General features: G+C 64.1%; 11 protein-coding genes. 5 read left to right on the top strand and 6 right to left on the bottom strand.

Annotation, left to right across the window (positions count from 1 at the left end; translation table 11 throughout):
• The first annotated feature begins 71 nt into the window (after positions 1–71).
• A complete protein-coding gene (locus tag AC1RQK_RS01995) occupies positions 72–797 on the top strand; it encodes a response regulator transcription factor (protein WP_492374239.1) in 726 nt (241 codons plus the stop codon).
• Here the strand turns inward: AC1RQK_RS01995 and AC1RQK_RS01990 are convergent.
• Positions 784–1,533 carry an EAL domain-containing protein gene (locus AC1RQK_RS01990; protein WP_492374240.1) on the bottom strand — a complete coding sequence of 250 codons (750 nt, stop codon included), beginning with the start codon at positions 1,531–1,533 and terminating at the stop codon, positions 784–786. The genes AC1RQK_RS01995 and AC1RQK_RS01990 overlap by 14 nt on opposite strands.
• Positions 1,534–1,821: 288 nt before the next feature.
• Here AC1RQK_RS01990 and AC1RQK_RS01985 point away from each other — a divergent pair, with 288 nt between their 5' ends.
• The 3 genes from AC1RQK_RS01985 (at position 1,822) to AC1RQK_RS01975 (ending at position 5,998) form a co-directional block, all read left to right on the top strand.
• On the top strand, positions 1,822–3,426 hold the full coding sequence (locus AC1RQK_RS01985) for a methyl-accepting chemotaxis protein (RefSeq protein ID WP_492374241.1): 1,605 nt from the start codon (positions 1,822–1,824) through the stop codon (positions 3,424–3,426).
• Between the two features lie 133 nt (positions 3,427–3,559).
• Positions 3,560–5,125 (top strand): class I adenylate-forming enzyme family protein, encoded by a 1,566-nt coding sequence (locus tag AC1RQK_RS01980; RefSeq protein ID WP_492807368.1) that lies wholly within the window; start codon positions 3,560–3,562, stop codon positions 5,123–5,125.
• Positions 5,126–5,161: 36 nt separating this feature from the next.
• Positions 5,162–5,998, top strand: a complete 837-nt coding sequence (locus AC1RQK_RS01975) for an IclR family transcriptional regulator (protein ID WP_492807367.1) — start codon at positions 5,162–5,164, stop codon at positions 5,996–5,998.
• A gap of 160 nt (positions 5,999–6,158) precedes the next feature.
• Here the strand turns inward: AC1RQK_RS01975 and AC1RQK_RS01970 are convergent, their stop codons facing one another.
• From AC1RQK_RS01970 to AC1RQK_RS01950, 5 genes are all read right to left on the bottom strand, one after another.
• Positions 6,159–6,473, bottom strand: coding sequence for a hypothetical protein (locus tag AC1RQK_RS01970; RefSeq protein ID WP_492807365.1), 315 nt, complete (start codon positions 6,471–6,473; stop codon positions 6,159–6,161).
• A gap of 60 nt (positions 6,474–6,533) precedes the next feature.
• On the bottom strand, positions 6,534–7,694 hold the full coding sequence (locus tag AC1RQK_RS01965; protein WP_492807363.1) for a porin: 1,161 nt from the start codon (positions 7,692–7,694) through the stop codon (positions 6,534–6,536).
• 148 nt (positions 7,695–7,842) lie between these two features.
• Complete coding sequence (locus tag AC1RQK_RS01960; RefSeq protein ID WP_492807361.1) at positions 7,843–10,974, bottom strand: efflux RND transporter permease subunit; 3,132 nt, start codon at positions 10,972–10,974, stop codon at positions 7,843–7,845.
• Positions 10,971–12,086, bottom strand: coding sequence for an efflux RND transporter periplasmic adaptor subunit (locus AC1RQK_RS01955; RefSeq protein ID WP_492374247.1), 1,116 nt, complete (start codon positions 12,084–12,086; stop codon positions 10,971–10,973). The genes AC1RQK_RS01960 and AC1RQK_RS01955 overlap by 4 nt, the downstream gene beginning before the upstream one ends.
• Before the next feature lie 88 nt (positions 12,087–12,174).
• On the bottom strand, positions 12,175–12,789 hold the full coding sequence (locus tag AC1RQK_RS01950; RefSeq protein ID WP_492807492.1) for a TetR/AcrR family transcriptional regulator: 615 nt from the start codon (positions 12,787–12,789) through the stop codon (positions 12,175–12,177).
• A gap of 85 nt (positions 12,790–12,874) precedes the next feature.
• Between AC1RQK_RS01950 and AC1RQK_RS01945 the strand changes: the two genes are divergently transcribed.
• On the top strand, positions 12,875–14,335 hold the full coding sequence (locus AC1RQK_RS01945; RefSeq protein WP_492807359.1) for an efflux transporter outer membrane subunit: 1,461 nt from the start codon (positions 12,875–12,877) through the stop codon (positions 14,333–14,335).
• Positions 14,336–14,417: the final 82 nt, after the last annotated feature.

Raw genomic sequence — 14,417 nt, 5'->3', positions numbered from 1 at the left:
TGACTGGCCCGGCAGCCGATGCGCGCGCCGGCCCGCGAACCGTACTAAATCCAGTTTGTTTGACAATGCCTATGAAGATCGCACTGCTAGCGGATCTGTCGCTTCAGGCCAAAGCCATTGCAGACGCCCTCGCTCGCGCCGGCGTGCATTGCCACACCTATCCCGCAAGCGGGGAGCTCTTCCGTGGCATGGACCAAGCCGGCTACGACGTCCTGCTGATCGACCACGAACTTGCCGACATGCCTGCCATGGAAGCCGTGCGCGCGGTGCGCGGCGCCTGGCGCAGCGAGGTACCGGTGATGGTGGTTTCCCACCAGCGCGACGAAGACTCGGTCGTCAATACCCTGCAGGCGGGCGCCGACGACTACATGATCCGCCCGCTGCGCGCGCGCGAGCTGGTGGCCCGGCTGCACGCGCTGCAGCGCCGCGCCGCCTCGCGCCGGCAAACGCCAAGCCCGGACCTGACCGTCGGGCCCTATTCACTGGACTGCCTGGCGCACGAGGCCGTGTTCCAGGGGCGCAGGCTCGCGCTGCCCCCCAAGGAGTTCGAGCTCGCAGCGTTGCTGTTTGGCAGCGTCGGCCGCGTCTTGTCCCATGCCCATATCGAACGCGCAATCTGGGGCTATTCGCTGCCACCGTTGTCCCGCGCCCTGGCGAGCCTGGTATCGCGCCTGCGCAGGGCGCTGGAACTCCACCCTCGCAATGGGCTGGTAATCACGGTGGTCTATGGCAAAGGGTATCGCCTGGATGAGACCGGCGCGCGGCCGCCTCGGCCCGGCCCGTTCAGCACTGGCTGAGCACCGGGTGCGGCGCCGGCCTGCCGAGGTAGTAGCCCTGCCCGAAGGGCACGCCGAGATCGCGCAGCACCGCCAGCTCATCGGCGTCCTCGATCCCTTCGGCGATCACCTCGCCGTCCAGCGCCTTGACCAGGGCCAGCACCGTGCGCACGACTTCAAGCCGGCGCGAGCACGTGCCGATGCCACGCACCAGCGACTTGTCCAGCTTGGTGTAGTGTGGCGCGAGGTGGACCAGCCGGTCGAGATTGGCGTGGCCGGTGCCGAAATCGTCCAGCGCATACTGCATGCCCAGTTCGCGGAGCACAGCCATGGCCTGCCCGAAGCGCTCCGCGTCCTCGATGGGGGTCTGCTCGGTCACCTCGATCACGACCCGATCCGGCGCGATGCTGTTCGCCACCAGGGCCCGCATGGCACTCCCGCCGTCGGCTAGCAGGTAGCGCAGCGCCATCGCGCTGAAGTTGAGGAACAGCTTGCCGTGCAAGCCATTCGCCAGGCAAGTGGACAGCCCGGTGCGCGCCGCCCGCAGCTCCAGCTCGATGGTCTCGGCCTCGTCACGCGCCAGGCGGAACAAGGCATCCGGCATGGCCAGCGGCGAGCTGGCAGGCCCCCGGACCAGCGCCTCGTGGCCCAGCACCTCGCCGGTGCCAAACACCACGATCGGCTGGAAGACGGCGTGGAGCTGCGGCAAGCGTAGCCGCGGCACGGGTGCGCCAGCCAGGGGGGAGGCAATCTGCATGGACGGAGTGAACGTGACGTGGGAAGGCGCGGCGCCAGGCGCAAGAGGCTGGTGAGCCAATGTGACTCGCCCTCTATTTCATGTCAGCAATGTGTCACCCGGATGACAAAGCCGATTACCCCTGCGCAATGGCGGGATGTCATTCATGCGTCACAGGTTGCGGCGAGCATGCATGCCATAACAAAGTCATGCCGTCACCCGCGGCAAGCTGGCGCTGCGAGCCGGCGCGCGAGATGGCGGTACCCCAGGGTCAGCATATGGGCCGCGTGGCCCATCGGAGTCTCAACCGTGTTGCAAGCCATCAACCTTCGCCTTCCACGCCGCGCCGGCCGGCGCATGCCCGCCTGGCTGGGCCGGCTTCCCCTCAGCGCGCGCATGTGCGTGGCATTTGCGCTGGTCTATGTGTTCGGCGCCGTGGTGGGGCTGACGGGCATTTTCAGCCTCGTCTCGGTCAAGCAGATGACAGATACGCTCTATCAACGCGATATGCAGGGCGCCATCGCGGCGGAGCGCGCGCAATCGGCGCTGGCCCGGCTGGGCCGCGCCCAGCTTGCCCTGACCATGGCGACCAGCAGCACCGAGCGCGATGGTGCAACCGCCGACATCGATAGCGCCCTCGCCCGCCTCGACCAGGCACTTGGCACCGTGCGCACTGCCGCACCCGCGCAGGCCACCGCGCTGCAAGCGGAACGCGACAGCGCCGCAGCCATGCTGCGTGACTATGTCACGTTGCTGCGCAAGCAGCCGCTCGATGCCCTGCAGTTCGACAGCGCCGTTTCGGTCGACGGCCATTTTCTTGGCGAGCAATTACAGAAGCTGGCCGATCTGGTAGAGGTCACGCGCAAGCAGCAGGAGCGGCAGGCCGCCGATACGGTCGCCACCGTGACGGCCAGCCAGTTGCGCGCCCAGGCCGTGATGATCGGCATGCTGGTGGCGAGCCTTGCAGCGGCGGCCGCGCTGGCCTGGTTTGCCTCGCGCCTGCTGCACTCGGAGCTGGGCGGCGAGCCGGCGGACGCGGCCAAGGTGGCCAGCCGCATCGCCTCGGGCGACCTGCAACAACCCGTGCGCGTGCGCCCTGGCGACGACCACAGCCTGATGAGCCTGTTGGCGCGCATGCGCGACCAGCTCGCCGGCGTGCTGGAAGGGATCCAGCTCTCTGCCGCCGAGATCGCCGCGGCCAGCGAAGGCATCGCCAGCGGCAACCACGATCTGTCGCGCCGCACCGCGCTGCAGGCGGCAGCGCTGGCCGCAGCCGCCGACAGCGTCGCCCGCCTCACCGCGCTGGTCGGCCAAGCCCACGCCCAGGCCACCGAATCCAGCGCCATGGCGCGCCAGGCACGCGAAGCCACCGACGCCGGCATGGCGGTGGTGAACGAGATGAGCGGCGCCATGGACACGGTGAACCAGCACTCGCGCAATATCGCGGAAATGGTCGAAGTGATCGAAAGTATTGCCTTCCAGACCAATATCCTCGCGCTCAACGCCGCCGTGGAAGCGGCCCGCGCCGGCGAGGCCGGGCGCGGCTTCGCCGTAGTGGCGCAGGAGGTGCGCGGGCTGGCGCAGCGCAGCGCCAACTCCGCGCGCGAGATTCGCACCACCATTGGCCAGGCCAGCTCTGAGATCGCCCGTGGGGCACGGCTTAGCGGGCAAGTGGTCAGCGCCATGAGCGGCATCGAGCAGGCGGTAGGCCAGAGCCACCAGTTGGCCGAGCGGCTGTGCGGGGTGGCCGATGAACAGGCGCGCGGCATCCGCTCGGTGGGCGAGGCGGTGGCCCAGCTCGACCAGACCAGCCGGCAGAACGCCGAGCTGGTCGAAGCCGTTACGGCGCAGGCGGCTAGCCTGGATGAGCAAGCGGCAGGGCTGTCGGCTGGGGTCGCGCGCTTCCGGTTCTGATGCTGAATGACCCATGTTCTGCAATGCAGAACATGGGTTCCACGGTGCAGTTGACGTGTAAGGCGATCGGTGGGAGTATTCCGCCATCGAAAAATCCGGCGGCCCACGCCGGACGCCTTATCTGGAGACTGTGATGAGTAGCACCCCCACGCCCGCCGCGCACGCGCCGGCTGCCGCCCCGTCCGCTTCGCCTGCCACTGCATTTTCCCGCCTGCACCAGACCATCGGCCCCTGGGTCCAGAGCCACCCCGAGCGCGTGGCCCTGATGGACGCCGAGCGGTCCCTGCGCTACGGCGAGCTGGACGGCGCCATTGCCGAAACCGCCCGCGCACTGGCTGGCGCCGGCGTGCGCGGCGGCGATCGCGTGGTGCTGGTGACCGAGAACAGCGTGGGCTGCGCGGTGCTGATCCTGGCGCTTAGCGCGCTGGACGCATGGGCCGTGCCGGTCAATGCCCGCCTGTCCGCCCGCGAGATCGACAACATCATCGAACACTCGGGCGCGCGCATCGCGCTCTACCTCGACAACGCCCATCCCGAAGCACGCGAGCACGGCCTGGCGCGCGGCGCGCAACCGGCCGAATGGCCGCATGCGGGCAAGCTGCTGCTGGGCGCGCTCAATGCAGCCGCCGTGGCTGAGCCGGTGGACGCAGCGGCGCGCGACCAGGTAGCCGCGCTGATCTACACCACTGGCACCACCGGCGCCGCCAAGGCCGTGATGCTGACGCACGCCAACCTGATGTTCATTGGCCGCTCCAACCGCCTGCAGGCGCGCGTGCAGCCGGGCGACCGGGTCTACGGTGTGCTGCCGATCTCGCACGTCTACGGTCTCTCCGTGCTGTTGGTGGGTCCGCTCTCCAACGGCGCCACGGTGTTCTACGAACCGCGATTCCGCCCCGAGAAGCTGGCGCACGCGCTGGTCGCGGAGCGGCTCACCGTGCTGCATGGCGTGCCCGCCATGTATGCCAAGCTGATCGAATGGAGCCGCGCCCAGGCAACGCCGCTGCAAGCGCCCGCGCTGCGCATGGCGCAATCTGGCGGCGCGCCGCTCACCGCCACGCTCAAGGCGGCGTTTGAAGCGAGCTTCGGCATCATCCTGCACAACGGCTATGGCATGACCGAGACCTCGCCCACGGTCTGCCAGACCCGGGTGGAATCGCCGCGCACGGATTGCTCGGTGGGCCCGGTGGTGCCTGACGTGGAGATCCGCCTGGGCGAGCCCCTGCCCGATGGCAGCGGCGAGCTGCTGGTACGCGGCCCCAACGTGATGAAGGGCTACTACCGCCGAGCCGACCTGACCGCGCAGGTGATCGACGCCGACGGCTGGCTGCACACCGGCGACCTGGCGCGCATCGATGCCGACGGCGCCGTCTCCATCGTGGGGCGCTCCAAGGAAATCATCATCCACTCCGGTTTCAACGTGTACCCGGAGGAGGTCGAGCAATCGATCAACGCCTACCCGGCCGTGCTGCAGTCGGCGGTGGTGGGACGCGCGGTGGAAGGCAACGAGGAAGTGATCGCCTTTGTGGAAGTGCGCGAGGGCATGACGCTGGACCAGGCCGCGCTGCGCACCTTCCTGCGTGAGCAGCTGTCGCCCTACAAGATGCCGGCGGAGGTCAGGATCGTGGCCCACCTGCCGGCCGCACCGTCCGGCAAGATACTCAAGGCCAAGCTGCGTGAGCTGCTGGCCAGTGCAGGCTGAGACGCAAGCTCAGCCCCAAGCCAGCCGAGGCCACCCATGTCCGGACCGCAGACCGAAGATCCGCCGCACGAAACGCAAGTGCCGCAGCACATGCAGCAGCACAAGGAAGACCGGCATTTCGTGACCGCGCTGGCGCGGGGCCTCGATGTGCTGGCGAGTTTCCGCAGCTTTGAGACGCGGCTGGGCAATGCCGAGCTGGCGCAGCGCTGCGGCCTGCCCAAATCCACAGTGTCGCGCCTCACGCATACCTTGACCGAGCTGGGCTACCTGCGCCTGGACCCGGAGCTGGCCAAGTACCAGCTCGGCAGCTCGGCGCTGGCCCTCGCGCCGGCGGCACAACATGGCGTGGATGTGCTGGCGGTGGTGCGGCCGTTCATGCAGGAGCTGGCCGACCTGTCCCAGGGCGTGACGTCGCTGATCGTGCGCGATCGGGCGCAGATGCTGATCTTTGAGAACTGCCAGTCGGAGTCATACCTGACGTTGCGGGTGGCGGTCGGCACGCGCATTTCCGGGCTGACCTCGGCCGCGGGGCGTGCCTACCTGCAAGCGTTGCCGGCCGTGGAACAACGGCAAGCACTGGCTGCCTTCCGGCAACAGGAAGGGGTGGACGCCCCCAATGCGCAGGCCATTGTGGAGCGCAGCCGCGCGGAGGTGGAGCGCCAGGGCTGCACCACGTCGTTTGGCGAATGGCTTCCGGACATCAACTCGATCGCCGCCGCGTTCCGGCCCGGCCCGGCGCTGCCGCCGATGACATTGTCGTGCAGCGGGCCTACCGCCATCGTGCCGGCCGCGCTACTGCTTGAGACGGTGCGCCCGCGCCTGCTCGAGAGCATTCGCGGCATCGAAGCGGCGCTGCGCGCGCAGGATCGCTAGGAGCGATTGGCCGGGATTTGTAAAAAAAGAGTTGGGAAAGCAATCGGATATTAAAAAAGACCGCCTGCCCCAAGGTCGAGAGAGCACGGAGGTAACATGGGCAGGCGGGTGCAAAAGTTTGCCGCTGCTTACGCAGCGCCCAACATCGGAAGCAACGTGTTCAGGTCAACCTGTTACTTGGCGACTCGCTGTCGGTCGATGGCATGTCGAAGCCAGTACCGAACGTGTCGAGCACCTTGAACTTCGCGGTGTCCACACGTGGATCGGGCGTGCCAGTTCGCGTGCCGTCGCTGAACGGATCGAAGGGTCCCCACTTCGCCGCATTGCCTTTGGCGTCGAACTTGACGTGGAGCGCAGCGTCCACCCAAGAGCGTCTCTTTTCGCCCTTGCTTCGCGCGGGCGCAACCGTTGTGAAGCTCGAGGCCACCAGCACCGCGACGGCGAACCCACCAAAAATTACCGACTTGGTAATCATTTTTCGCTCCTTGAGGAAAATACCATCTGAATATTCTTGTAAGGCATCTCATAACGCCGCTCAAAACGTGTGGCGAAGTCCTAGCCCTACCCCAAGCATGGACGTCTCGCCTGCACCGAGGGCGTAGCTATTCCCTGTCCCCAGACTGTTGGCATAATTTACGGCGCTATTATCAAGATTGAGTCCCGCGTTCTTTGCGAAAGAAGTTACGACGTAGGCACTTGTACGCTTGGAGAATGAATAATTGGCGATTGCCGTTACTTGCCATGGATTTCCCATTTGCGATTCACCTACTCTTCGGTGAATCTTGTCGTACGCGTACTCCAAAGTGAAATCCACACTCGGTGTCAACTTGTAGTTTGCGCCGATCCAATAGAAATCGTCTCGCAGGATTTCACTTCCGGCCCCATCTTTATTCTTTCCCCAGCGGTACCCGGCCATTATCTTTGCGGGCCCCGCGGCATAGCTTCCGGCAATCGCGAGTTTTTTGAATCCTCCCGTCCCGTTCACCATGCTCGGATTGAATTCGTCAAAGGCTAGCACTGCTCCAAAACTTCCGCCAAAATAATTCACTCCAACGCCATACGCGGAGTCTCTGCGAAATTGCCCCGGAACCTCGCCGGTTCCTGTGAGCGGGATTGTGCTTGGCGCGGTGGCGGGTAACGCGAGACCTGTTCCAAAGGACCAATGGGCACCGATAGTGAAGGGACCGAAAGCACCGCTATATTTCGCCGTGTTGTCTTCTCGATAGGCAGGCCCAAGAAGAAGTACGGTTGGCGAGTACTGCGTTGCGTAGATTGTTGGTGAGAAATTCGCAATGGAATCAAACAGCGATGTGTATTGACGCCCGAATGTGAATTTTCCAAGGGAGCTACTTTGCAATCCAACGAACGCCTGTCGACCAAAAAGTCGACCCTGCATCTGAGTACCGTTATCGAGACTCACGCCGCTTTCCAGGACAAAAATGGACTGCAGGCCTCCACCAATATCCTCTGTGCCGCGAATCCCCCAGCGCGATCCAGACAGACCACCAGAATCCATTCGATAGACGTTTTTTCCGGCCCCACTATTGAACCCATTGCTTACCAATGGCACCGTACCGACGTGATTTGCGTATTCCATGCTCATATCTGCAACGCCATACAGAATAACGTTAGACTGAGCCCAGGTCATGCCAGAAAATAGGCTCAAGGAGCCCAGAAGAATTGGATTTACCTTCATATTTTGTCTCCTCACCACGATTTCTATGACCTCTCGCACAGCAGCACACCTTGGGTGGAGGTCATGCACCCAATGTCTCGTCTAGAAGACGCTTTAATGCAAGTGGATTGGAATCAAGGGAAATGTGGCAGGAACATACCCTTGCAATTCAATATGACTCGGGCACTAGTTTTCCGGCGGGCTGCGCGGTGGTCTCGTGCCGATCGCGCTGTGCATCGGCCGCGTTGCCTGGCCGAATCCTGAACCAGATCGAGTACATGGCCGGCAGGAACACCAGGGTCAAAATCGTCCCAGCAAATGTCCCGCCGATGAGCGTGTAAGCGAGTGCGCCCCAGAACACTGAATGGGTCAGCGGAATGAAGGCCAGGATGGCGGCCAACGCGGTGAGAATCACTGGCCGCGCACGCTGGACGGTGGCTTCTACAACGGCCCTGAACGGGTCCAACCCTTCGGCTTTGTTGTGCTGAATCTGCCCGATCAGGATCAGCGTGTTGCGCATCAAGATGCCCGACAACGCGATCAGGCCGACCAGGGCGTTGATGCCGAACGGCTGCCCGAACAGAATCAGCGTTGGCACCACACCAATCAAGCCGAGGGGGCTGGTCAGGAACACCATGACCATCGCCGGAATGGACCGCACCTGGAAGATGAGGATCAACAGTGTGACGGCCAGCATGATCGGGAACAGCGGCAGCATGGCCTTCGTCGCCTTGCCCGATTCTTCGATGGAGCCCGCTTGTTCAATGCGGTATCCGCTGGGCAGCTTCTCGATGATCGGCTGAAGCTGCTTGCTGATGGCTGTCGACACGTCGGGCGGCTGCAGGCCATCGGCAATGTCGCCGCGCACCGTGATGGTCGGCACGCGGTCGCGCCGGCGGATGATGGGTTCCTCCATGCGCACATCGATCTTGCCCACTTGCGAGAGCGGAATGCGTTGCCCGTTGGCGCCGGCTAGCGTGAAGTCGCCAATCTTGGCCGGATCCAGTCGGATGTCGCCGGCCGAGCGCGCGGTCACCTGCACGGTGCGGATGTCCTCGCGCACCGCCGTCACCGGAATGCCATTGAGCAGGAACTGCAATTGTTGCGCGACGGCGCTGGAGGTCAGCCCAACGGCCTGCAAGCGGTCCTGCTGCAAGGTGAAGTGCAGGGTGGGTACGCGCATCCCCCAGTCAGTGTTGACCGTGCGCATCATCGGGCTGGCGTCCATCACTTGCCGAACATCGGCCGCGATGCGGCGCAACGTCTGCGCATCCGGGCCGGTCACGCGGTAAGCGACCGGAAACGGCGAATACGGACCGAACACGAGCTGCGTGACACGCACGCGCGCCTCGGGGGCGAGGCCGTCGGCAATGGCCTGGCGCAGGCGCTGCTTCAACGCGTCACGCTCTTCCTGGCTGTCGGTGCGGATCACGATCTTGGCGAACGACGGATCCGGTAGTTCCGGCCCCATCGCCAGATAAAAGCGCGGCGCACCCTGGCCAACGTAAGCCGTCACAATCTTGGCTTCCTTCTGTTTGGCGAGCCAAGCTTCCAGCTTTGCGGTGGCCGCGCTGGTCTGGTTGATCGATGTTCCATAGGGCATCTGCACCTCGACCAGCACTTCAGGCCGATCCGAAATTGGGAAGAACTGCTTCTTGACCACCGCCATACCGAGAATGGCCAAGGCAAAGAGCCCGACGACCGAACCCGCGACCAGCCATTTGCGCGCAATCACACGCCCGAGCAGCGCACGGAAGCGGTTGTAACGCAGGGTGTCGTAAATCGCATCGTGGCCGCCTTCGACCTTCTTGAAGTCGGGCAGCATCTTTACGCCTAGGTAAGGCGTGAACACCACTGCGACCACCCAGGACGTGATCAGCGCAATGCCGACGATCCAGAACATGTTGCTGGTGTATTCGCCCGCGGTGGATCGCGCAAAGCCATTGGGCATGAAGCCGACGGCGGTCACCAGCGTGCCCGACAGCATGGGCGCCGCAGTGTGGCTCCAAGCATATGCCGAAGCGGCGACGCGGCTGTAGCCTTCTTCCATCTTCACCACCATCATTTCGATGGCGATGATGGCGTCGTCCACCAGCAAGCCGAGCGCCAGAATCAAAGATCCAAGTGTGATGCGGTCGAAGTTCTTGCCTGTCGCAGCCATCACCACAAAGACGACCGCCAGTGTCAACGGCACGGCCGCGGCCACCACCAGGCCCGCGCGCCAGCCCATGCTGACGAAGCTCACCAGCATGACCACCAGCAGCGCGGCGAAGAACTTGAGCATGAACTCATCGACGGCAGCGGCGATGTTGACTGCCTGGTCGGTCACCTTGGTCAAGCTCATGCCGAGCGGCATGTCAGCGTTGATGGCGCCCACCTCCTTGTCGAGCGCCTTGCCCAGGTCCAGCCCGTTCCAGCCTTCGCGCATGACGATGCCCAGCAGCAAGGCAGGCTGGCCACCATTGCGCACCATGAACGTGGCAGGATCCTCGTAGCCGCGCTTGACCGTGGCAATGTCCGACAGCTTCAACGTTCGGCCCTGCGATACAACCGGCGTATCCCGAATCTTCTGCAGCTCGTCGAACGCGCCGTCCAGACGGATGAATACCTGCGGCCCTTTCGTCTCTACCGAGCCGGCTGCCGTCAGGGCATTCTGGCTGTTGAGCGCGGCAAACACTTCTTGCGGACTCACGCCCAGCGTCGCCAGCCGGTCATGGGAGAACTCGACATAGATGCGCTCCGACTGCTCGCCGATGATGTTGACCTTCTTCACGCCGGGCACGTGCAGCAAGCGCTGACGCAGCGTCTCCGCATCTCGCGCGAGCACACGTTGCGGTTCGCCCTGCGCCTTGAGCGCAAACAACGCAAAGGTCACGTCCGCATACTCGTCGTTGACCATCGGCCCGATCACGCCGGGCGGGAGGTTGGCCACCTCGTCGCTGACCTTCTTGCGCGCTTGGTAAAACTCCTCCTGCACTTCCGACGGTGGCGTGCTGTCGAGCAGGGTCAACGTAGTGAACGCCAGGCCCGGCCGCGTGTACGTTTCCGTGCGGTCATACCAGCGCAGCTCCTGCATGCGCTTTTCGAGCTTCTCGGCCACCTGATCCTGCATTTCCTGCGCGGTGGCGCCGGGCCACGCGGTGATGATGGTCATCACCTTGACCGTAAACGCCGGGTCTTCCGCGCGGCCCAGCTTGAAGAAGGAAATGAGACCCGCCAGAGAGATCAGGCAGATAAGGAACAACGTGATGGCGCGCTCGCGCACGGCGAGCGCCGATAGATTGAAACGACCTTGGCTCACAGGCGCACCCCCGCGATGGCAGTGCTGGCACCTTGCCCTGCCACACGGACTTGCTGTCCTTCACGCAGCAGTTGTACACCAAGCGCGACGATCCGGTCCCCTTGCTTGACTTGGCCAGCAACCCGAGCGCTTTCGTCACCGAGGCGCACGATGGTGACGGATCGCCACGATACCTTCGCCGGATCACCCTGGATGACCCACACGCCCGGGCCCTTGCCGGCATCGAACACGGCACCAAGCGGCACCTGCAGATCGCCTTGCACGGTGGTAAGCCGATCGGGAATCTGGATCGTCACGGTAGCGCCCAGCGGCGCATTGGCCAGTTCCCCATCCAGCACATAGCGCGCTTCGAACGTGCGGGTAAGCCGATCGGCAGCATCCGACAGTTGCCGCAGCTTGGCAGGTACACCGGCGCTTTCCTTACCGAAAAGCGTGGCTTGTGCGACAGAGTCGATCGCCGGCCGCAACGTTTCCGGCAACTGGACCACCGCTTCACGGCGGCCAGCGTGGGCCAGCCGTACGACGGCTTGCCCTGCGTTGACGACCTGGCCGGGCTCGGCCAGCGTCTCCATGACCACGCCTTCACCATCGGCAACAAGCTCTGCGTAACGGCTGGCGTTACGCGCAACATCGGCCTGCGCTTGCGCTGCGCTCAGCTGGGCTTTGGCTGCGTCCGCCGCAGCCTTGGCTTGGTCATAGGCTGAGGCGGAAATGGCGCCAGTTCCTCGCAGATCGCGGTAGCGGGCTTCGTCTTCCGCCGTCTGGTGCGCGCGCGCTCGCGCGGCGCCCACGGCTTCTTGCTGTGCGTGCGCGGCGAGCTTCAGATCGACAGGGTCGATGCGCATGAGCGGTTGCCCGCGCTTGACGGTCTGCCCGGCATCCACAAGCCGCTCCAACACCTTGCCGGGCACGCGGAACCCGAGATCACTCTGCACCCGGGCAGCGACGACCCCCGTGAATGAACGCGACGCGGAAGCGACGGGCTGAACGAACGCGGCACGCACCAACGGTGCCTCGGTGCGCGGATCGGCAGGGGCCTTTTCGCCGCAAGCGCTCAAAGCGAGCGGCAACGCACCAATAACGATAGAGGTAACAAAGCAACGAGAAAGCATGAAAGCCCCATCGACAAGATGATCTGGGCTTTCATTCTGGTTCTTGTGACTATTTTAGTCAATGGTCACAATCAAAAAAATCTGCACGTCAGGGGGAAAGACTCCGAAGCACGAGGCTGGAGAGCAGCCCGGGCGCACTATCCGTGTAGTCAAAGCTGTACTGCAAAAGCAACGGATTCATGTACGGGCGCATGACCAGGTAGATGGCCGTCGTGGCCTCGTCCAACGGCGTCTTGCGCTCGAAGTCTCCGGTCTCCCGGCCCTCCTGCAGCACATCGCGCAACAACCTCTGGATGCGGTCCTCATAGGCGATTACCGCTTGCCAGCGTTCAGTCGCTGCCGAGGCCGCGATCTCGTACAGCTTGCGGTCGTGGGAAAACAACCGAAGGCTGGCCTCAGTCAAGGCTTTGAACATGCTCCGGAGCTTCTCCGGCGGGGAGTCGGCGTCGGCCAGGGCGGCATTCACGTCGGCCTCGATGTCGCGCAGGCAGTTGGCGCAGATCATCTCGCCAATGGCCTGCTTGGACTCGAAGAACTTGTAGATGTAGGCCTTGGAAAAACCGATGGCCTTGGCCAGATCGGAAACGGCGGTTTTCTCGTAGCCGTAGCGGCTGAAATGCTCGGTGGCGGCGGCAACGATCTGGTCTCGCACGTCATGGTCCGCCGGGCCACGGGCGGAAACGGGGTACGGGGTGGTCTTCATAGGCTCCAGCTTACGCGAGTCGCGATAGTTGAACAACTTGTGACCATTTTGTACTATAGTCACAAAAACACGATGGAAGACATCCATGCTGCCAAAACACTCCTTTATGGCCCTCTTCGCTGCCAGCCTGGCGACCGGTTGTGCCGTCGGCCCCGATTATGTGAAGCCAGATGTGCCGGTTCCCAGACAATTCCAGGGCCAGACAGCAGTGGAGCAGCGGACAGCCAACGCCGAAGCCGATCTGCCTGCGTGGTGGGCTGGCTTTGGCGATCCGCAACTTACGCGGTACGTGCAGCTCGCGCTGGAACAAAACCTGGACCTTGCACAGGCCTTCGCCCGCGTCACGCAAGCCCGTGCGGGGCTTGGCGCTGCCAATGCTGCGTTGCTGCCCTCCGGCAATGTCACGGGCCAGGCCGCGCGTGCGTACCAGTCCGTCGAAACCCCTTTGGGCCGCGTCTTGAATTCGCGGCCCGGCTTCGATCGCTACGGCAACGCTTTTGAGGCCGATGTCAGCGCAAGCTGGGAGTTGGACGTATTCGGCGGCCTGCGCCGTGGCCGCGAAGGGGCTCTTGCCGACTACCAGGCCTCCCAGGCGGGCGCAGTCGCCACACGGCTGGCCGTGGCCGCACAGACTGCCGATATCTACATCACCATCCGCGGCTTACAGACGCGCTTGAAAGTGGCCCGCCACCAGGTACAGACGCAAGAAGAATTGCTCTCCACCATCAACCTGCTGTACGGCAAGGGACTGGCGGCCGAGCTTCAAGTCCGGCAGGCCGAAGGCGCACTCGCTCAGGTTCGCGCTTCCATCCCACAGCTTGAGGCTGGCCTCGATGCGGCGATGAACGCGCTGGATGTGATGCTCGGCTCGCTGCCGGGCACGCACCGGGCGGAGCTTGCGCAAGGCGGCGACATCCCGGCCGCTCCGCAAATTGCGATCAGCGGATCGCCGGGCGAATTACTGAGGCGCCGCCCTGACCTCATCGTTGCCGAGCGCCGCCTGGCGGCTTCCAACGCGCGCATCGGTGTCGCCATTGCGGAGTACTACCCGAAGTTCTCGCTCAGCGGCCTGCTGGGCAGCGCCACATCGGTGGGCGCCGGCAGTCTGTTCGGCAGCGGTGCCAGTCAATTCGCCGGCGTGCTTGGCCTGCGCTGGCGCCTGTTCGACTTCGGCCGTATCAATGCGCAGATCGATCAGGCCAAGGGGCAAGAGGCGGAGATGCTGGCCGCGTACCGGCTCGCCGTGCTGCGCGCCACGCAGGATGTGGAAGACGCCTTCTCTGCCCTCGTCAAGCGCGAAGAGCAAGCGGCTGTGCTCACACAAGGCGTGGATTCGCTTGGCCGCGCGCGAAATGCATCGTTTGCTGCGTATCAAAAAGGCGTCGTCAGCCTGATTGAAGTCCTGCAAGCCGACGAAAGCCTGTTACGTACATCAGACGCGCGCGCGCAGGCGCAAACCGAATCAGCGCGCGCTGCCGTCGCGGCTTTCAAGGCCCTGGGCGGTGGGTGGCAGCCCAACGAATCGATCGCCGTTGCTAGCAAATAGTCACTGTGCGGATGAGGCTGCGCATTCAGCACGGCTCATCGCTCGAACCTTTACCGCAGCACCGAACCACACATACCGAAAG

The organism is Cupriavidus sp. GW822-FHT02D05, assembly GCF_058802485.1.
Note: the sequence above shows the minus strand (reverse complement) of the source record. Positions and strands in the feature narration are given on the sequence as shown.